The organism is Sphingomonas sp. dw_22, from assembly GCF_018449795.1.
GTDB lineage: Bacteria > Pseudomonadota > Alphaproteobacteria > Sphingomonadales > Sphingomonadaceae > Sphingomonas.
The window spans coordinates 30,995-49,365 of the sequence record NZ_JAAVVE010000007.1; the positions used below are offsets into that span (position 1 = coordinate 30,995).

General features: G+C 68.5%; 17 protein-coding genes. 8 read left to right on the forward strand and 9 right to left on the reverse strand.

The window, feature by feature from the left end; translation table 11 throughout:
- Position 1 precedes the first annotated feature (1 nt).
- From HB724_RS04960 to HB724_RS04980, 5 genes are read right to left on the reverse strand one after another with little or no spacing between them, the layout of a single operon-like run.
- A complete protein-coding gene (locus HB724_RS04960; protein WP_256731332.1) occupies positions 2-790 on the reverse strand; it encodes a hypothetical protein in 789 nt (262 codons plus the stop codon).
- Entirely contained in the window at positions 780-1,961 is a 1,182-nt protein-coding gene (gene coaBC, locus HB724_RS04965) for a bifunctional phosphopantothenoylcysteine decarboxylase/phosphopantothenate--cysteine ligase CoaBC (RefSeq protein ID WP_213979802.1), read from the reverse strand. The genes HB724_RS04960 and coaBC overlap by 11 nt, the downstream gene beginning before the upstream one ends.
- Entirely contained in the window at positions 1,958-3,070 is a 1,113-nt protein-coding gene (locus tag HB724_RS04970) for a hypothetical protein (RefSeq protein WP_213979803.1), read from the reverse strand. Before HB724_RS04970 ends, coaBC begins: the two co-directional genes overlap by 4 nt.
- Positions 3,067-4,599 carry a 2-polyprenylphenol 6-hydroxylase gene (gene ubiB / locus HB724_RS04975; RefSeq protein ID WP_213979804.1) on the reverse strand — a complete coding sequence of 511 codons (1,533 nt, stop codon included), beginning with the start codon at positions 4,597-4,599 and terminating at the stop codon, positions 3,067-3,069. The genes HB724_RS04970 and ubiB overlap by 4 nt, the downstream gene beginning before the upstream one ends.
- Positions 4,600-4,606: 7 nt before the next feature.
- On the reverse strand, positions 4,607-5,338 hold the full coding sequence (locus HB724_RS04980) for a class I SAM-dependent methyltransferase (protein ID WP_213979805.1): 732 nt from the start codon (positions 5,336-5,338) through the stop codon (positions 4,607-4,609).
- 46 nt (positions 5,339-5,384) lie between these two features.
- Here HB724_RS04980 and mutM point away from each other — a divergent pair, with 46 nt between their 5' ends.
- The 3 genes from mutM to dnaA all read left to right on the forward strand — a co-directional run bounded on the left by mutM (position 5,385) and on the right by dnaA (position 8,364).
- The gene (mutM, locus tag HB724_RS04985; RefSeq protein WP_213979806.1) at positions 5,385-6,194 is read left to right on the forward strand and encodes a bifunctional DNA-formamidopyrimidine glycosylase/DNA-(apurinic or apyrimidinic site) lyase; all 810 of its coding nucleotides are present in this window, start codon (positions 5,385-5,387) and stop codon (positions 6,192-6,194) included.
- Between the two features lie 110 nt (positions 6,195-6,304).
- Positions 6,305-6,568 carry a 30S ribosomal protein S20 gene (rpsT, locus tag HB724_RS04990; RefSeq protein WP_213979807.1) on the forward strand — a complete coding sequence of 88 codons (264 nt, stop codon included), beginning with the start codon at positions 6,305-6,307 and terminating at the stop codon, positions 6,566-6,568.
- Between the two features lie 458 nt (positions 6,569-7,026).
- A complete protein-coding gene (gene dnaA / locus HB724_RS04995; protein WP_213979808.1) occupies positions 7,027-8,364 on the forward strand; it encodes a chromosomal replication initiator protein DnaA in 1,338 nt (445 codons plus the stop codon).
- Positions 8,365-8,561: 197 nt separating this feature from the next.
- On the opposite strand, the gene trpS is transcribed toward dnaA, so the two are convergent.
- From trpS to secB, 3 genes are all read right to left on the reverse strand, one after another.
- The gene (trpS, locus tag HB724_RS05000; RefSeq protein WP_213979809.1) at positions 8,562-9,551 is read right to left on the reverse strand and encodes a tryptophan--tRNA ligase; all 990 of its coding nucleotides are present in this window, start codon (positions 9,549-9,551) and stop codon (positions 8,562-8,564) included.
- 103 nt (positions 9,552-9,654) lie between these two features.
- Entirely contained in the window at positions 9,655-11,223 is a 1,569-nt protein-coding gene (gene murJ, locus HB724_RS05005; protein ID WP_213979810.1) for a murein biosynthesis integral membrane protein MurJ, read from the reverse strand.
- Between the two features lie 62 nt (positions 11,224-11,285).
- Positions 11,286-11,789 (reverse strand): protein-export chaperone SecB, encoded by a 504-nt coding sequence (gene secB / locus HB724_RS05010; RefSeq protein ID WP_213979811.1) that lies wholly within the window; start codon positions 11,787-11,789, stop codon positions 11,286-11,288.
- 179 nt (positions 11,790-11,968) lie between these two features.
- Between secB and HB724_RS05015 the strand changes: the two genes are divergently transcribed.
- From HB724_RS05015 to HB724_RS05030, 4 genes are all read left to right on the forward strand, one after another.
- Positions 11,969-12,613, forward strand: a complete 645-nt coding sequence (locus HB724_RS05015) for a Tim44/TimA family putative adaptor protein (RefSeq protein WP_213979812.1) — start codon at positions 11,969-11,971, stop codon at positions 12,611-12,613.
- A gap of 5 nt (positions 12,614-12,618) precedes the next feature.
- Positions 12,619-13,932, forward strand: coding sequence for a murein transglycosylase A (locus tag HB724_RS05020; protein ID WP_213979813.1), 1,314 nt, complete (start codon positions 12,619-12,621; stop codon positions 13,930-13,932).
- Positions 13,929-14,528 carry a Smr/MutS family protein gene (locus HB724_RS05025; protein ID WP_213979814.1) on the forward strand — a complete coding sequence of 200 codons (600 nt, stop codon included), beginning with the start codon at positions 13,929-13,931 and terminating at the stop codon, positions 14,526-14,528. Before HB724_RS05020 ends, HB724_RS05025 begins: the two co-directional genes overlap by 4 nt.
- A 78-nt stretch (positions 14,529-14,606) precedes the next feature.
- Positions 14,607-16,283, forward strand: a complete 1,677-nt coding sequence (locus HB724_RS05030; protein ID WP_213979815.1) for an EAL domain-containing protein — start codon at positions 14,607-14,609, stop codon at positions 16,281-16,283.
- On the opposite strand, the gene dapE is transcribed toward HB724_RS05030, so the two are convergent.
- Entirely contained in the window at positions 16,264-17,424 is a 1,161-nt protein-coding gene (dapE, locus tag HB724_RS05035; RefSeq protein WP_213979816.1) for a succinyl-diaminopimelate desuccinylase, read from the reverse strand. The two genes, HB724_RS05030 and dapE, sit on opposite strands and share 20 nt — an antisense overlap.
- On the opposite strand from dapE, the gene HB724_RS05040 reads away from it, so the two are divergent.
- On the forward strand, positions 17,424-17,870 hold the full coding sequence (locus HB724_RS05040; RefSeq protein WP_213979817.1) for a cupin domain-containing protein: 447 nt from the start codon (positions 17,424-17,426) through the stop codon (positions 17,868-17,870). The two genes, dapE and HB724_RS05040, sit on opposite strands and share 1 nt — an antisense overlap.
- Positions 17,871-18,371 lie beyond the last annotated feature (501 nt).

An 18,371-nucleotide genomic window follows, 5' to 3' on the forward strand; every position in this document is an offset into this window, starting at 1 on the left:
CTCAGCTTTTCTTTGCGAGCGCGGCGGCAAGTCGCGTGGTGGCGGCGAGCACTTCGGGGTCGTTCAGCAGCTCATGCCCCTTGCCCGGTACGATCCGGTAATCGGTGGCGACGCCGCGCAGCGTCAGCGCCTCGGCATAGGCGCGCGAGAAGGGGATGGGGGTGACCGAATCGTCGGCGCCGACCAGCACGGCGGCGCGCAGGCTCGGCAGCACGCCGCCCGAGGTCTTGAGCGGATCGAGGCTGGTGACGGTGCTGCCCCAGGCGGGATCCTGCTTCTGCATCCGCGCGCGCCATTCCGGCAGGGTGCAGGGGCAGGAGACCAGCACCATGCCGTCCAGCAGCCCTGGCCGCGTGCCGGCGAGATTGGCGGCGATGGCCGCGCCGCCCGCATCGCCGACCAGGATGGTGTGGGCCTTGGGGTAGCGGGCACGCAGCGCCGTGATCGAATCGCCTACCGCCGTGATGCGATCGACCGTGTAATTGTCGCCGGTGCCGCTCCCGCGATCACCCGGCGAGCTGTGGCCGGTGCCGTCGGCATAGCCGGGGCGCAGCACCGCGACCGCCGCGCTCTGCGGCACCGCACGGGCGGCGGCGGCGGCGAAGGCATAATGGCTCGGCTGGCCGTCGGCATGGAGCACGACGATCAGCGTCCGCACCGCGGCGCCGGAGGCCGGGCCGAAGGTCTCGGTGTAGAGGCCGGTCGGCGCCGGCGCGAGCGCGGGGCTCTGCGGCACGGTCGCGGTGCATCCGGCAAGCAGCAGGGGGAGGACGAACAGGCTAGAGCGCATCGGCGATCCGTTCCGCCAGCCGGCGCGCGACTTCGCTTTTGGGCAGGCGCTCCCAATGCTCGACGCCGTCGGCAGTGACCAGATGGATGCTATTGGCTTCACCGCCCATCACATCGCCCGAAACGTCGTTCGCGACAATCCAGTCGGCGCCCTTGCGAGTCCTTTTCGCGGTGGCATGCTCGATGACTCGTTCGGTTTCGGCGGCGAAGCCCACGACCAGCTTCGGACGGCGCGGGCCATGGGCGAGCTGCGCGAGGATGTCCGGGTTCTCGGAGAGCTGGAGGCTGGGCGGCGCATCGCCCTTCTTGATCTTCTGGAGCGCGGTATCGGCGCGCCAGTCGGCCACGGCGGCGACCATCACCGCGGCATCGGCGGGAAGCGCGGCCTCTACCGCCTCCGCCATCTCCCGTGCGGTCTCGATATCGATGCGGGTGACGCCGGCGGGCGTGGCGAGCGTCACCGGGCCGCTGACCAAAGTCACGCGCGCGCCCAGCCGGGCCAGTGCCTCGGCGATGGCGAAGCCCTGGCGGCCTGAGGAGCGATTGGCGATGTAGCGCACCGGATCGATCGGCTCATGCGTGGGGCCGGCGGTGACGAGGATATGCTTGCCGGTGAGCCGCTTCGATGCACTGGAACCCGAATCCAGTGCGGCCTGGATCGCCGCGAGGATCGCCGGCGGCTCGGGCATGCGTCCGGGGCCATATTCGCCGCACGCCATCGGGCCTTCGTCGGGCTCCAGCACCGTCACGCCGTCGCCGCGCAGCGTCGCGACGTTGCGGCGGGTGGCGGCGTGCTGCCACATGCGCACGTTCATCGCGGGCGCGGCCAGCACCGGCTTGTCGGTGGCGAGCAGCAAAGTGGTGGCGAGATCGCTGGCGATGCCGGCGGCCATCTTCGCCAGCAGATCGGCGGTGGCCGGCGCGACCACGACCAGGTCCGCCTCGCGGCTGAGCTGGATATGGCCCATCTCGGTCTCGTCCTTCAGATCCCACAGCGTGGTATAGACCTGATTCTCGGAGAGCGCGGCGAGCGTCATCGGCGTGACGAAATGCTGGCCGCCCTCGGTCAGCACGCATTTCACGCCGATCCCGGCCTTGCGGCACAGCCGGATCAGCTCGGCGGCCTTGTAGGCGGCGATGCCGCCGCCGACGATGAGCAGGATGCGTTTCATCGCGTCACCTTTGTAACCGTGATCCGCCGCCTGTCGAGCGCGCGGACGAACAGGTCGCGCAGCGCGTCGGGTACGAAGACCAGCCCCACCAGCGATACCGGCGCGATCATCAGCGCCCAATAGAAGGTGTCGAGCCGCGCGAACAGGCCGATCGCCAGCGCATAGACCGCCAGCAGCACGAACATGCGCAGCCCCAGCGAATCGTTCCAGCTCGCCCAGCCGAACAGCGACAGGCCCACCAGCAGCGCGGCGATCCAGAGCGGCAGGATCTGGAGCGCGGTGGAGACGCTGAGCGACTCCACGAAGAAGCCGAAGCCGTTGAGCCCGAGCCAGCCCGGCGAGCGCGCGTCGAGCGGCCCGGTGACGCCGGAGACGGCATAGGCATGGACGCCCAGCACCGCCGCGAAGACCAGCAGCGCCGCGCCCCAGCCCAGCGCCTCGCGCTTCTGGCCCTCCAGCCAGGCCATCAGCGCCATCACTACCACATAGAGCGCGGCGGTCTCGCGGATCAGCATCGCCGCCAGGCCGATCGCCACCGCCTCGATCCAGCGTCCCGGCCGGCGCAGCGCCAGCGAGAGCGCGACGAGCAGCCCGGCCCAGATCTCATGGAAGGCGGCCAGCTCGGACTGGAGGAAGGCGATCAGCGATCCGAGCATCAGCAGCAGCGTGGCGACACGCGGCAGCCAGCGGGGCAGGGCCGCGCCCAGCCGCGCGCCCCATGCGATCATGGTCGCCAGCACCAGCGCGAACAGCATCGCGTTCGTCGCCCATTCGGGTATCGCCGCCTGGATGACGGCGAGCGCCGGCAGGCGGAAGGTGAGGAACGGCCGCAGCGGATAACGGCCGGCACGCAGCGCGGTGGCGGCCGAGACATAGTAATTGTCGCCGCCCTTCACCCCGGCCGAAACCCGCTCGTAAAGCGCGAGGTCGGTCATCTCCTGGTCCACGCCGCTGGCGGAGGCGCCGGTCGCGGATTGGGGCACGCTCAGCGCGGAAAGGCATGCGGCGAGGAGCAGGACGAGCGCAAGCAGCGCGAGCCGCGCCTTGTTGCGGCTGAGGGCGGCGAAGCGGCTCGGCGTGCCGGTCCAGAAGATGCGGCGCGGCTTCATGTCAGCAGCAGGGTCGCCCCCACGCCGGCCGCCAGGGCGATGATCGCCACCGCCGCATAGCGCCAGCCGCCGCCGACCCGGACGACCTGGATCTCCTTGAGCGGCGGCGCGGGCGGGGCGCCGCCGGGCGCGGGATAGCGCAGCTCGATATTGCGGATCAGATCGGGCAGGCGCAGCAAGGTGCGGAAATCCTTGACCAGACGATCGGCGACCGCCGCCTCCGGCCCCAGCTCGGTGCGGAGCCATTCGCGCACGAAGGGGGCGGAAGTCTCCCACAAATTGATATCGGGATCGAGCGTGCGCGCGACGCCTTCCACCATCACCATCGTCTTCTGGAGCAGCAGCAGGTGCGGCTGGGTCTGCATGTCGAAATCGCGGGTGATGTTGAACAGCCCGTCGAGCATCGCGCCGACCGACATGTCCTTGACCGGCAGCCCGCGCATCGGCTCGCCCACCGCGCGCAGCGCCGTCGCGAACTCGGCGACATTGTGGTGCGCGGGAACATAACCCGCCTCGAAATGGATCTCGGCGACGCGCTTGTAGTTGCCGGTGATGAGCCCGTAGAGGATCTCGGCGAGCCAGACGCGGGCGCGCCGGTCGATCCGGCCCATGATGCCGAAATCGATCGCGGCGATGCGGCCGTCGGGAAGCGCGAAGAGGTTCCCCTGGTGCATGTCCGCATGGAAGAAGCCCTCGGCGATCGCCTGGCGCAGGAAGGCACGAATCAGCTTGCCGGCGAGCGCGGTGGTGTCGTGCCCGGCGGCGACCAGCGCATCGACGTCCGATAGCTTGATGCCGTCGATCCATTCGAGCGTCAGCACCTTGCCGGTGGTGCGCTGCCAGTCGATCGTGGGGACGACGAAATCGGGCTCGGCCTGCATCCCTTCGGCAAGCTCGGATGCGGAAGCGGCCTCGCGGCGCAGGTCGAGCTCGCGTGCCGTCCAGCGCTTGAAGGTCTCGATGATGAGGCGCGGGCGCAGGCGCGACGCTTCGCCGCCCATGCCCTCGACCTGGGCAGCCGCCCATTCATAGGTGTCGATCGCCTTGGCGAACTCTGCCTCGATACCCGGCCGCAGCACCTTCACCGCGACGCGCTTGCCGTCGGTCGTCACCGCCCGGTGAACCTGGGCGATCGAGGCGGCGCCGATCGGCTTCTCCTCGATCTCGGCGAACATCGCTTCCAGCTTCTTGCCATGGCTCGATTCGATCCGCTCGCGGATCACCGCGAAGGGAACCGGGGGCAGCGCGTCCTGAAGGCGCAGCAGATCGCGTGCCGCGGCCTCGCCGACCAGATCGGGGCGCGTGGCGAGCGTCTGGCCGAGCTTGATCGCGGCGGGGCCGATCGCCTGGAACGCATCGGCGTAGCGCGGCACGGCGGGCACGCGCGCGCCGAACCGGGCGATGCGCGCGAGGCGGCGCACCGGGCGCGGCGTGTTGGGATCGCGCTCGATGCCGGTGAGCGCGCCGTGCCGCGCGAGGATGCGGCCCCATTTGAGCAGGCGGTAAAGATGGACGGGGGGAGCGGTCACGGGCGGATCAGATCTTCCAGCCGCTATGGATCGCCACCAGCCCGCCGAGCAGCGGCTCGACCCGGGTCTGGACGAAGCCGGCCTCGCCGATCATCCGCTCGAAGGTCGGCATGTCCGGGAAGCGGCGGATCGATTCGATCAGATAGCGATAGCTTTCCGCATCCTGGGCGAGGAGCTGGCCGAGCCTGGGCACCAGGCGATGCGAATAGGCGTCGTACACTTCAGCGAAGCCCGGCCACTGGGTGGTCGAGAATTCGAGCACGAAGAACCGCCCGCCGCGCTTCAGCACGCGGTGCGCCTCGCGCAGCGCCTTGGGGATGTCGGTGACGTTTCGGATGCCGAACGCGATCGTATAGGCGTCGAAGAACCGGTCGGGGAATTGCAGCGTCTCGGCGTTCGCCTCGCTCCACACCAGCCCGTCGATGCCGCGCTTGGCCGCGCGCTCGACGCCGACCGCGAGCATCTCCGGATTGATGTCGGCGACGGTGATCGCCGCGCCGGAGGGGGCCATGCGGAAGGCGATGTCGCCGGTGCCGCCGGCCATGTCGAGGATATGCTCGCCGGCGCGCGGTTTCACCTTGCGGACGAAATGGTCCTTCCACAGCCGATGCAGCCCGCCGGACATGGCATCGTTCATCAGGTCGTATTTGGAGGCGACGCTGGAGAAGACCTCGCCGACGCGGCGGGTCTTTTCCTCGGGGGCTACGTCCTCATAGCCGAAGGAGACGGTGTCGGGCATGGAGCGGCTCTAGCGGGGCCGGGAAGGCGGGGCTAGGGGGTAGCCGATGCCAGAGCTTCCCGAAGTCGAAACCACCGTGCGCGGCCTGGAGCCGGTGTTGCAGGGCGCGGCGATCGAGCGCGTGATCCTGCGGCGTGCCGACCTGCGCCGGCCGTTCCCGCCCGATCTCGGCCAGCGGCTCACCGGCGCGCGCGTCACCGGGCTCGGCCGGCGCGCCAAATACGGCCTGATCGGCACCGATCGCGGCGACACGCTCGTCTTCCATCTCGGCATGTCGGGCCGCTGGCGAATCGATCCCGAGGAACTGGGCAAGCACGACCATTTCGTGCTCGAGACCGCGCAGCACCGGCTCGCGCTCAACGATGCCCGGCGTTTCGGCTCGCTCGATCTGGTGCCGAGCGATTCGCTCGACGCATGGCCCGCCTTCACCGCGCTCGGCCCGGAGCCGCTCGGCCCGGATTTCACGCCCGCGCATCTGGAGGCCGCGTTCGAGGGCCGGATCGCTCCGGTGAAGGCGCTGCTGCTCGATCAGCGAGTCGTGGCGGGGCTGGGCAATATCTATGTGTGCGAGGCGCTGCACGTCGCCGGCATCGCGCCGACTCGCCCAGCCGGCACCATCACCGCGCCGCGCCTCGCCAGGCTGGTCGGCGCGATCCGCGAGGTGCTGGTGGCGGCGATCGAGGCGGGGGGATCGACGCTCAGGGACTATGCCCGCCCGTCCGGCGAGCTTGGCTATTTCTCCAACCAGTGGCGCGTCTATGGCCGCGAGGGCGAGCCCTGCGCGTGCGGCGGCACGGTGGAGCGGCGCGTGGACGGCGGGCGCTCCACCTTCTGGTGTCCGAAGTGCCAGCGGTAATGCCGGCGGTAATGGTTGACCCGAATCGCATCCGGCGGTAAAGGGCCCGTCTTTCCGGGCGTGGGCAATGGTCCCGCGCCCTTCTACATTAAGCTTAGGAACGAGATGTAATGGCGAATACGCCGCAAGCGAAGAAGCGCATCCGTCGCAACGATCGCCGTGCCGAGATTAACGGTGCGCGCGTCAGCCGCATCCGCACCTTCGTCAAGAAGGCCGAGTCGGCGCTCGAAGCCGGCGACAAGACCGCGGCGACCGCCGCGCTGGCTGCGATGCAGCCCGAGCTGGCGCGCGGCGTCGCCAAGGGCGTGCTCCATAAGAACACGGCTTCGCGCAAGTTCTCGCGGCTTACAAAGCGTCTCGCAACTCTCGCATAATCGTCACTTTTTCGTAACGATTGCCCCGTCGGTTCTCTCCGGCGGGGCTTTTCGCGTGCGCGAAATGTTCTTTTGGTAAACGCGGCTTCATGAATCGCGCAATGCGCGGAAACCCAACGAGTCGCGTGTCTTCACGCCCGCTTTTATATGCTAAGCTGTTGATTTCTAAGGGGTGAAATCTGCAAATGGCGGATTTCCTTGAGTCGTGGCGTGTCAACCAAACTATTTCAGAATCTTTACATGCCGGGGTCTTGCTCGACTCGAATTCCGGTACTTAAAACAACCCTCCCGGCCGAGTTCTACCGCCGGGTTTAGCGAAGCCTGATCGTCAGCCCGGGGGCAATGTCCGGCTGCGTGGGGCCTCAGGTCGGAACGAAACAGTGCGCGGGGGGAATACGCTTCCCGCGAGGGAGGATTGCGTCGTTGTGACTCAAGTAAAAGCCTTGGAGCAGGATGGGATGGAGGCAGTCACAAAGGCGTGGTCGCATGTGCGGGGCAATCTGCGCCGCTCTGCGGGCCAGCGCCTGTTCGATCAGTGGCTGAAGCCGGTCGTCCTCATCGAGGAGAAGGATTCGAGCACCGTCCGTCTGGGCCTGCCTTCCGCGTTCATGACGCAGTGGGTGAAGAATCACTATGCCGAGCGCCTGCTGCTCGAATTCCGCGCCGTACTGCCGGCGATCCGCACCGTCTCGATCGAGACGGTGACGGAGGCGCCGGCCGTGCTCAAGGCGGAGCCGCGCCCGGCCGCCGCAAACATCGCGACTCCGGCCGAGCGCCCCAGCTTCGATCCGCGCTTCACCTTCGATCGATTCGTCGTCGATGCGAGCAACCGCGTGGCGTTCAACGCTGCGATGACCGTGGCCGAGCCGGGCAGCCCGCGCTTCAGCCCGCTCTATCTCCATGCGAGCACCGGCCAGGGCAAGACGCACCTGATGCACGCGATCGGCCATGCGTTCCTCGCAGCCAATCCGCACGCCACCGCGATCTATTCGACCGGCGAGCGCTTCATGTTCGAGTTCGTCCAGGCGCTGCGCAACAAGGATACCCACGCCTTCAAGACGCGGCTGCGCTCGGTCGACCTGCTGATGATCGACGATCTCCAGTTCATCGGCGGCAAGGACGCGACGCAGGAGGAATTCTTCCACACCGTCAACGAGTTCATGGGCTCGGGCAAGCGGCTGGTGGTCGCCGCCGATCGCGCGCCCCAGGCGCTCGAGGGCTTCGAGACGCGGCTCGCGGGCCGGCTGGGCTCGGGGCTGGTGGCGGACATCAAGCCGGCCGAGCTGGAGCTGCGCCGCGCGATCATCGCCCGCAAGCTGGAGGACATGCCCGCGGTCGACATGCCCGCCGAAGTGGCGGACCTGCTGGCGGCGCGGATCACCTCGAACGTCCGCGAGCTCGAAGGCGCGCTCAACCGGCTGCTCGCCTATGCGAACCTGTCGAACGAGACGATCACGATCGATTTCGCGACGACGGTGCTGGGCGAGGTGCTGCGCAGCAGCCAGCGCCGCATCACGATCGACGAGATCCAGCGCGCGGTCTCGGCGCATTTCGAAGTGAAGCAGATCGACCTGATCTCCGAGCGCCGCGCGGTGGCGATCGCCCGGCCGCGCCAGATCGCGATGTATCTGGCGAAGCGCCTGACCACGCGATCGCTGCCCGAGATCGGCCGCAAGTTCGGCAATCGCGACCATTCGACCGTGATCCACGCGGTCAAGCGGATCGAGGATCTGCGCGGCAAGGATGTCGAGATCGACGGGGCCGTCCGGGCGCTGATGCGCACGTTGGAGGGCTGATACGGCAGATTTCCGCCCCTCCCCGGGGCGGACGGGGTGGAGGTGTTCCGAGAGCGGGGCGCTTTAAGGGTCAGCCCTCCACCCCAAGATTTTATCGGCGCCGATTCGTACCGCAGGCATTTCCCGAAAATCGTCGCGTCGTCACGGCGTTGCGCGAACCATTTTCCTCGCGCAACGCCGTGACGACGCGACGGCTTTCAGACCTGCAACCCCACCGCCTGCTGCGCCGCCCGCAGCGTCGGCTCGGCCAGTGCGTTGGCGCGCGCGGCGCCCTTGGCGAGCTGGGCGCCCACTTCGGCGCGATCGTCGAGCAGCCGGGTCAGCCGCTCGCGGATCGGAGCCAGCACCGAGATGGCGAGGTCCGCCAGCGCCGGCTTGAACGCGCCGAAGCCTTGCCCCGCGAACTGCGAAACCACCGCCTGCGGCTCCACGTCCGCGAGCGCGGCATAGATCGTCACCAGGTTGCGCGCCTCGGCCCGCTCGGCCAGCGCATCGAACGAATCGGGCAGCGGCTCGGGATCGGTCTTGGCCTTGCGGAACTTGGCGGCGATCGTGTCGTCATCGTCGATCAGGTTGACCCGCGACAGGTCCGAAGGATCGGACTTGGACATCTTCGCGCTGCCGTCGCGCAAGGACATGATCCGCGGCGCGGCCTTCGAGATGAACGGCTCGGGCAGGGGAAAGAGGTCCACGCCGAAATCGGTGTTGAACTTGGCCGCGACGTCGCGCGCCAGCTCCAGATGCTGCTTCTGGTCCTCGCCCACCGGGACATGCGTCGCCTGATAAACCAGGATATCGGCCGCCTGGAGCACCGGATAGGTGAAGAGCCCGACGCTCGCGCCCTCGCGGTTCTTGCCGGCCTTGTCCTTCCACTGGGTCATGCGGTTGAGCCAGCCCATCCGCGCGGTGCCCTGAAGGATCCAGCACAATTCGGCATGGGCGGGGACGCGCGCCTGGTTGAACAGCACCGAGCGATCGTCGATGCCCGAGGCGAGCAGCGTCGCTGCCATCTCGATCGTCGAATTGGCGAGCTCCGCAGGCGAGATATTGCCGGTCAGCGCATGGAGATCGGCGAGGAAGAACAGGCATTCGCTCTGATCCTGCATCGCCACCCACTGCTTGATCGCCCCCAGATAATTGCCGAGGTGGAGATTGCCGGTGGTCTGGATGCCGGAAACGACGCGCATGATAGCTTACTCCGCGCCCGGATTGACCGTTCGGCCTTTGGACGGGCCGCGGGTCCGAGACGGCGGGGGCGCAGCCGCGTAGCGATGTCAGGGACGCGGCTCCCTAGCGTGCCGCCCGCCGCCGCACCAGCGCCTTGAGGTCCGAAATCAGGAAGGCGCGCGTCACGAAGCAGGCGATCGCATAGATCGCGCAACCCGCGCCCACCAGCACGATCAGCGCGCCATAACGCGCGACGATATGGCCGTTCAGCCACGGATCGAGCAGCCAGTCGAACCCATAGAGCGCCACGCCCATCAGCAGCGCGGCGAGCGCGAGGCGGGGCAGGCGGCGCTTCAACTGGGCGTCGGCAACGAAATGGCCGCGCGCGCGCAGCGTGCGATAGAGCATGAAGGTGTTGACGCTCGATGAGATCGCCGTCGCCAGCGGCGGGCCGACATGGCCGATCAGCGGGATCAGCGCGAGGTTGCACGCGATGTTCACCCCTACCGAGATGATCGCGTAGCGCACCGGCGTCTTGGTATCCTGCCGCGCATAATAGCCCGGCGTCAGCACCTTCACGAGCACATAGGCGGGCAGCCCGATCGAGAAGCCGGCGAGCGCCCAGGCGCATTTCACCGTGTCGGTGGGCGTGAAATGGCCGTACTGGAACAGGCCGCGCACGATCGGCTCGGCCGCGACGACCAGCGCGACCATCGCCGGCAGCGTGAGGAACAGCGCCAGCTCCATGCCCCGGTTCTGCGTCTCCATCGCCTCGGCCTCGGCGCCCTTGCCGAGCAGGCGGGAGATGGTGGGGAGCAGGATCGTGCCGAGCCCGATGCCGATCATGCCCAGCGGCAACTGGTTCAGCCGGTCGGCATAATAGATGTACGAGATCGAGCCCGCGTCGAGCAGATAGCCCGAAAGCGCGGTCGAGATGACGAGGTTGAGCTGCACCGCCCCGGCGCCCACGGCGGCGGGCAGGATGAGCTTCATGAGCTGCCGCACTTCCGGATCGAGCCGGGGCAGGCGGGGCCGGAGCGACACGCCCGATGCGCGGCAGGCCGCCGCCAGCCAGCCGAGCTGGAGCAGCCCGCCCAGCGGCACCGCGATCGCCTGCGCCCGCGCGGTCTCATAGGGGGTGCCGTTGAAGAAGAAGAGCGCCGCCACCATCGCGATGTTGAGCAGGATCGGCGCCGCGGCATTCACCCAGAATTTGTCGAGCGAATTGAGGATGCCGCCCAGCAGCGAGGCGAGGCAGATCAGCATCAGATAGGGAATGGTGATCCGGCTGAGCTCCACCGCGAAGGCGAATTGCTCATGGCTCGGATGCTGCCGGGCGAAGCCGCCCGAGAGAAAGGCGGTGAGCGGCCATGCGGCGACGAGCATGACGACGGTCATCGCGGCCAGGAAGGCGAACAGCACCGCCAGCGTCCGTTCGGCGAAATCGAAAGCGGGGCCGCGCTCGCCCGTCTCGCCCAGCTTGCGGTTGAACATCGGGATGAACGCCGATGCGAAGGCCCCTTCCGCGAAGAAGGAGCGGAACATGTTCGGCAGGCGGAAGGCGACCAGAAAGGCGTCGGACGCGAAATTGGCGCCGACATAGCGCGCCTGGAGCGAATCGCGGACCAGCGCCAGCACGCGGCTGGCGAGCGTCAGGCCGCCGACCGAACCCAGAGCGCGGGCGAGCTTCATCGCGGCACTAGTGCGTCAAAAGGGGCGGGGAACGGCGGCATCGTGCATCCGTTCCCCGATCCTCAAGCGTGACCGGCTTCCTGCCCCTCGGCGAGGGCCTGCTGCGCGCGCTGCTGGAGGTAGATGCCGCCGAAATCGATCGGCTCGAGCATCAGCGGCGGGAAGCCGCCGTCGCGCACGGCATCGGCCAGCACGCGGCGGGCGAAGGGGAACAGGATGCGCGGCGCTTCGCCGAGCAGGAAGGCGTCGAGCTGGTCCTGCGGAATGTTGCGCAGGCCGAACAGGCCAGCATAGGAAAGGTCGACCAGGAACGCGACCTGATCGCCGGCCTGGGCGCGGACTTCGATCTTCAGCACGACTTCGAACACGTCGTCGGCGATCTTGCCCGAGCCGATGTTGAACTGCACGTCGATCGCCGGCGGGGTCTGCGCCTGGTAGATGGCGGGCGAATTCGGGTTCTCGAACGAGAAATCCTTCACATATTGCGACAGCACGCCGGCCTGCGGGGCGGTGTCTTCGCCGTTCGCCAGGGGCTCGCCGAATTCGGCGGTGTCGTTCTCTGCCATCAGAAGTTTCCTCTTATTCTGGAAAGTTTCGCGCATCAGGCGCGTTAAGTACGCCGCGCGCCTAGCAGGCAGGCGCCAGCCGTGCAATCGGTGGGTAAGTCTCCCGATTTGAATCCCGGGGCGGGAGGGCTTATGTAGGTCTGCAAGAGTGTAGCCCGTACCGGGCTTTTGGAGGCGCGGTGTTCTACGTCATTCTTTTCGCGATGGTGGCAGGCTTTCTGGCGCTCAGGCTCTATACGGTGCTCGGCAAGCGCACCGGCCATGAGCAGGCGCTGCCGAAGCCGGCGGAGGAGCGCCTCGCCGCCGCGCCGATGCCGCGCACCATCGATGTCGTCCCCGAAGTCCGCGAGACCGGCAACCGCACGATCGAGGCGGGCGCCGAGACGGGCCTGCGCGCCGTGGTCAACGCCGATTCGAGCTTCGACGTGGCGCAGTTCGTCGAAGGCGCCAAGTCCGCCTACAAGATGATCCTCGAAGCCTATTGGAAGGGCGATGAGGAGACGCTGGGCTGGCTGGTCGAGGACGATGTCCGCGCCGGCTTCCTCCAGGCGATCGCCGATCGCAAGGCGGCGGGCCATGTGCTGGAGAACCGGCTGGTCGCGATCGAGCGCGCGGTCATCTCCGAAGCCTCGGTCGAGGGGCGCGTCGCGCGGATCGTGGTGCGCTTCGATGCCGATATCGCGGCGGTGACGCGCGATCAGGACGGCAATGTCGTCGCCGGCTCGCTCACCGACGCGGTCGAGACGCACGACATCTGGACCTTCGCGCGCAACCTGCGCAGCGACGATCCCAACTGGAAGCTCGTCGAAACCGACGAAGCCTGAGAGGCATGATGCGGATCTGGGGAGGGGTGGCGCTCGCGGCGCTTCTGGGCGCATGTTCGAGCGGCATCGTTCCGCCTTCCCCGGGGCAGAGACCCGCGCCGGCACCGCGCGAAACGGAGGCGCCCAGGGCCACCCGGCCCGCCGCGCTTCCCGAAACCCCGGCCAACCTGCCCGCGCGCCAGCCGACCCCGGCAATCCCGCTCCCGCCCGCTCCGGCGCCCGCCATGCCCACCGGCGTGACGACCGCCGCCGGCGCGGGGCTGCTCCCCGGACCTGCCGTCGATACGCTGCCTATCACCCAGCAGGGCGCCGAGCGCGCGCTGGCGGCCTTCCGCATCTCCTGCCCCACGCTCCAGCGCCGCACCGATGCGACCGGCCTGACGCGCGGCGCCGACTGGGCCGATGCCTGCGCCGCCGCCGCGAGTTGGCCGTCGCGCGATGCGCCCGCCTTCTTCGCGCGCTGGTTCGAGACGGTGCAGGTCGCCGACGGCCAAGCCTTCGCCACCGGCTATTACGAGCCCGAGATCGCCGGGTCGCGCGATCGCCGGCATGGCTATGAAGTGCCGATCTACGGCGTTCCCGACGATCTGATCGAAGTCGATCTCGGCCTGTTTTCCGACGACCTGAAGGGCAAGCGCATCCGCGGCCGGGTGAAGGCCAAGAGCTTCGTGCCCTATTTCGATCGCGGCGAGATCGAGGCCGGCGCGCTTGCGAGCCATGCCCCGGTGATCGCCTGGGCGGCCGATCCGGTCGAGATCTTCTTCCTCCAGGTCCAGGGCTCGGGCCGGCTGCACCTGCCCGACGGCGGCGTGATGCGGATCGGCTATGCTGGGCAGAACGGCCGCGACTATACCGGCATCGGCAAGCTGATGCGCGACCGCGGGCTGCTTGGCCCCGGCCAGGCATCGATGCAGGGCATCATGGGCTATCTGCGCGACCACCCCGAGGAAGGGGCGGCGATCATGCGCGAGAACAAGAGCTTCGTGTTCTTCAAGGAGCTGACCGGCGCGGGCCCGCTGGGCGCGATGGGCCATCCGGTGACCGGCTGGGTGAGCGCCGCCGCCGATCCGAAGTTCGTGCCGCTCGGCGCGCCCGTGTTCCTCTCGATGGACCGCACCGACGCGACCGGCCTGTGGATCGCCCAGGATACCGGCGGCGCGATCAAGGGGCCGAACCGCATCGACACCTTCTGGGGCGCGGGCGAGGATGCGCGCGCGATCGCCGGCGGCATGTCCGCGCGCGGCACGGCCTGGCTGCTGCTGCCCAAGGGCACGCTGGCCCGGCTCGCTGTGCCAGTTCTCGCTCCCGCAAATCCGTGAGCGGCCACGGGCGCCGCACGCTGGCGCCCGAGGAAGCGGCGCTGTGGAAGCGGGTGATCGCCACGGTGACGCCGCTGAGGCCCGCCAAGGCGCCTCCGCCCGAAAAGCCGGTCGCGGCGGCCAAGGCGGAGGAGCAGGCGCAGTCCGTTCCCGCACCGCCGAAGCCGGCGATGCGCCTTACCAAGCCTCCCGCCGCTCGCATCCAGCCTCTCCCCGCCCGCAGGGAGGAGAGCAACACCCTCGACGGCTCCTGGGACCGCCGCCTGTCGCGCGGCCTGGTCTCGCCCGAGAGCGCGATCGACCTGCACGGCCACAATCTCGCCTCTGCCTATGACCGCCTGGATTTCGGCCTCGCCCAGGCGATCGCGCGGGGAGACCGGGTGCTGCTGCTCATCACCGGCAAGCCGCCCCGGCCCGAATCGGAGCGCCCCCACGCCCGCGGCGCGATTCGCGCGGCGGTGGGCGATTGGCTCGCCTCCTCGCGCCATGCCGATCGGATCGCGGCGGTGCGCGCCGCGCATCCCAGGCATGGCGGAACGGGCGCGCTCTATATCGTGCTGCGCCGTCCGAAACCTGCACCACAGCGAATTTCTTAACCTCTCTCTGCCAGCATCCTGACCTTCTGAACCCGGGCGGGGGCGCCCGGTAACGGTGGTTTGGGGACAGAGTCGCAGGTGGAAGGCATTTCGCTCAAAAGTCGCGCAATCGCCTTCGCGATATGCGCCGGAGCGGTGGCGTTCATCCTCGCGCTGACGGCTGTCGCCGAGCCGATGCAGATCACGGTCGAGAGTGCCGGCCGCGCGCTGATCGTCTCGATCGTCTGCGGCGTGATGTGCTGGGCGTCGGCCGAACGCACCATCGCCTCGACCGCCGGCGCGATCGACGCGGCGATCGATCGCCTCACCACCGCGGCCAATGGCGACCTGCAAAGCGAAGTTCCCGACGAAGTGCGCCAGTCGGTCCCCGCGCTCGCCCATGCGATGGACGGGCTGTTCCACCAGCTCCACGCCAATCTGGAAAGCGTCCAGCGGCTGGCGATGTTCGATCCGGTGACCGGCCTCGCCAACCGCACCAATTTCCGCCGCACCGTCGAGCGGGTGCTGGTCGATCTGCCCCAGGGCGTGACCGCGGTGCTCTATTTCATCGATCTCGATCGCTTCAAGTCGGTCAACGACACGCTCGGCCATGCCACCGGCGACGTGCTGCTGGGCATGGTCGCCAATCGGCTGCGCGCGGTGGCCGACCGGTTCGCCGCCGAGGGGGACGTCCGCCCGCCGTTGATCGGGCGGCTGGCCGGCGACGAGTTCACGATGTTCTTCCCCGATCTGCGCGACCTGCGCGAGGCCGACCGGATCGGCCGCGGCATCCTGTTCGCGCTCTCCGAACCCTTCGACCTGGCCGATCAGGAAGTCTCGATCGGCGCCTCGGTGGGCATTGCCCGGCGCCCCGAGCACGGCACGACGCTGCACGACATGATGCGCGCCGCCGATGCCGCCATGTATCACGCCAAGGGGCAGGGCCGCGGCCGCGTGGAGCATTTCACCGAGCTGCTCGCCACCGAGATGGCCGATCGCGCCCGGCTCGAAAGCGATCTGCGCGTGGCGGTGGAGAAGGGCCAGTTCACCCTGGTCTTCCAGCCCCAGGTAGCGGCGAGCGACGGCCGCATCGTCGCCGCCGAGGCGCTGCTGCGCTGGCGCCACCCGGACGGCCTCAAGCTGCCCGCCACCTTCATCCGCCGCGCCGAGGAGACCGGCCTGATCGTCGAGATCGGCGAATGGGTGGTCACCAGCGTCGCGGAGACGATCTCGCGCTGGGCGCGGCTCGGCATCCGGCAGCGGCTGACGGTCAACATCAGTCCGCGCGAGATCGATCACGTCACCTTCTTCCGCCGCCTCCGCGAGGCGATGATGGCGGCCAAAGCGCCGGCCAACCTGCTCGAGCTGGAGCTCAGCGAGACGCTGGCGATGCATTGCTCCGAGGAAGTGCTGGAGGCGGTGGCGACGCTCCGGGCCGATGGCGCGAGCGTGGCGATCGACGATTTCGGCACCGGCTATTCGAACCTGGCGCGGCTGCGCGACTTGCCGATCGATCGGGTCAAGCTCGATCGCAGCGTGATCGAGCATGTCGCGGTGAACCCCGAGGCGCGCACGATCGCGCAGGCGGTGATCGGGCTGATCCATGGCCTGGGCTGCGAAGTGGTGGCCGAGGGGATCGAGAGCGACGCGCAGGCCGCGGTGCTCCGCGTGATCGGCTGCGACGTGCTCCAGGGCTATGCTATCGCCCAGCCGATGGCCGAGGACGATTTCCTCGCCTGGGCGCGTGCCGTCGAGCCTAGGCGCGCGGTATCCTGAGCGCCCGCCGCAACACCTCGGCATAGACCTCCGCCAGCGCCCGCAGGTCCGCCACCGCCACCGCTTCGTCCAGCTTGTGCATCGTCGCATTGACCAGCCCGAACTCGACCACCGGGCAGACCCGCGAGAGGAAGCGCGCGTCGGAAGTGCCGCCCGTGGTGGAAAGCTCGGGCGTGATGCCCAGCACCGCCTCGACGGCGCCGGAGACCAGCGTGGAAAGCGCGCCCGGCTCGGTCAGGAACGCCTCGCCATAGACGCGGCCCTTCACCTCGGCGTTCGGGGCATGGCGGCGCACGATCGCCTCGATGCGTGCGATCAGGTCGGGGCCGCGCTGCATGTCGTTGAAGCGGATGCTGATCCGCGCCGCCGCGCGCCCCGGAATGACGTTGGTCGCGGGATTGCCCACCGCGAGATCGATGACCTCGATGTTCGAAGGCTGGAACCAGGCATTGCCGGTATCGAGTTCGATCGCATCGATCTCGGCCAATGCGCGGATCAGGCGCGGCACCGGATTGTCGGCGAGGTGCGGATAGGCGACATGGCCCTGCTGCCCGATCACCGCCACGTCGATCACCGTCGAGCCGCGCCGCCCGATCTTGATCGTGTCGCCCAGCCGGTGGGCGGAGCTCGGCTCGCCGACCACGCACATGTCGGGCTGCACGCCGCGCTCGGCCATGCGCTCGATCAGGCGCGGCGTGCCATAGGTGGCGGGGCCTTCCTCATCGCCGGTGATGATCAGGCTGACAATGCCCTTGGCGGGCGCGGATGCGAGCGCGGCGACGAAGGCGGCGATCGATCCCTTCATGTCCACCGCGCCGCGCCCATAGAGCAGGTCGCCGCGGATCTCGGGCGCGAAGGCGCCGCTGGTCCAGCCGGCACCCGGCGGCACGACGTCGAGATGCCCGGCAAAGGCGAGATGCGGGCCGCTGTCCCCGCGCACCGCGAGCAGATTCTCGACCGGCCCGTCCGGCGCCTCGCCCTCGACGAAGCGCTCGACGCGAAAGCCCAGCGGCAGCAGCGCGGCCTCCAGCACGTCGAACACTTCCCCGCGTGCGGGCGTTATGCTCTCGGCGGCGATCAGCGCCTTGGTGAGTTCGACGACGTCGGGCACATTATCTCCATCAATCCGTGGAGGCGGCATTGCCCAAGCTCGATCTCGATACAATCCCGCAGACCAATGCGACCGGCTATCCGCCGCATTATGCCGGGCCGGTGCAGGGGCGCTGGTATCGCCGGCTGGGGCCGGCGAACGGCCTGAGCGACTTCGGGGTGACCCATGTGACGCTCAAGCCCGGCGCCTGGTCGTCGCAGCGCCATTGGCATGAGGGCGAGGACGAATGCGTGGTGATGCTGGCCGGCGAGGCGGTGCTGGTCGATGACAATGGCGAGACGGTGATGCGCCCCGGCGACATCGCGGCGTTCCCCAAGAACGACGGCAACGGCCATGTCCTCCAGAACCGCAGCGATGTGGATTGCGTGTTCGTCGCGATCGGCCGGCCGGGCGACACGGACTGCCACTATCCCGACATCGACATGCACCTGCCTGCGGGGGAGGACTTCCGCCGCAAGGACGGTTCGGAGTTCTGATTTCGGGACGGCAGCCCTACCTTCCCTCTCCCCTTGAGGGGAGTGCGAGGTCGAACATGCCCCGCATGCTCGAGGATCGCGCGGGGCGCGATCCGACCTCGCACTGGTTGCGCAGACTTGGGTCGCGCACTTGCGCGGCCTTAGTCGGAGCTGGGTGAGGGGTGGGCGGCTGCGCAGCAGCCGCGCGGAGCTGCGCTCCGCTCTACCCCTCTCCAAGCTGCGCTAGGCAGCAAGCTGCCAAGCTTCGCTATCCTCTCCCCTATCAAGGGGAGAGGAATGAAAGGCCAGATACCGATCCATCCCATGCCTTCGGAGGCGAGGCGCGCCTTGCAATGTAGGATTTCGCCTGCAAGCATCGACGGCCGCTCTTTGACAGCCTGAATATGCACGCATTCGCCCTCGCGCATGCCCGCGCGGAATGTGCGACTTTAGGGCATCCCGCTACCGCCCCATCCGAGTCAACCAACCCTCCCGGGGAGTCAAATGAGTCAACCGGCACAG

What these genes read in the sequence shown, in the direction of transcription:
- HB724_RS04960 (WP_256731332.1), bottom strand. Translation starts at nt 790, where the DNA reads ATGCGCTCTAGCCTGTTCGTCCTCCCCCTGCTGCTTGCCGGATGCACC.
- coaBC (WP_213979802.1), bottom strand. Translation starts at nt 1,961, where the DNA reads ATGAAACGCATCCTGCTCATCGTCGGCGGCGGCATCGCCGCCTACAAG.
- HB724_RS04970 (WP_213979803.1), bottom strand. Translation starts at nt 3,070, where the DNA reads ATGAAGCCGCGCCGCATCTTCTGGACCGGCACGCCGAGCCGCTTCGCC.
- HB724_RS04980 (WP_213979805.1), bottom strand. Translation starts at nt 5,338, where the DNA reads ATGCCCGACACCGTCTCCTTCGGCTATGAGGACGTAGCCCCCGAGGAA.
- mutM (WP_213979806.1), top strand. Translation starts at nt 5,385, where the DNA reads ATGCCAGAGCTTCCCGAAGTCGAAACCACCGTGCGCGGCCTGGAGCCG.
- rpsT (WP_213979807.1), top strand. Translation starts at nt 6,305, where the DNA reads ATGGCGAATACGCCGCAAGCGAAGAAGCGCATCCGTCGCAACGATCGC.
- dnaA (WP_213979808.1), top strand. Translation starts at nt 7,027, where the DNA reads ATGGAGGCAGTCACAAAGGCGTGGTCGCATGTGCGGGGCAATCTGCGC.
- trpS (WP_213979809.1), bottom strand. Translation starts at nt 9,551, where the DNA reads ATGCGCGTCGTTTCCGGCATCCAGACCACCGGCAATCTCCACCTCGGC.
- murJ (WP_213979810.1), bottom strand. Translation starts at nt 11,223, where the DNA reads ATGAAGCTCGCCCGCGCTCTGGGTTCGGTCGGCGGCCTGACGCTCGCC.
- secB (WP_213979811.1), bottom strand. Translation starts at nt 11,789, where the DNA reads ATGGCAGAGAACGACACCGCCGAATTCGGCGAGCCCCTGGCGAACGGC.
- HB724_RS05020 (WP_213979813.1), top strand. Translation starts at nt 12,619, where the DNA reads ATGATGCGGATCTGGGGAGGGGTGGCGCTCGCGGCGCTTCTGGGCGCA.
- dapE (WP_213979816.1), bottom strand. Translation starts at nt 17,424, where the DNA reads ATGCCGCCTCCACGGATTGATGGAGATAATGTGCCCGACGTCGTCGAA.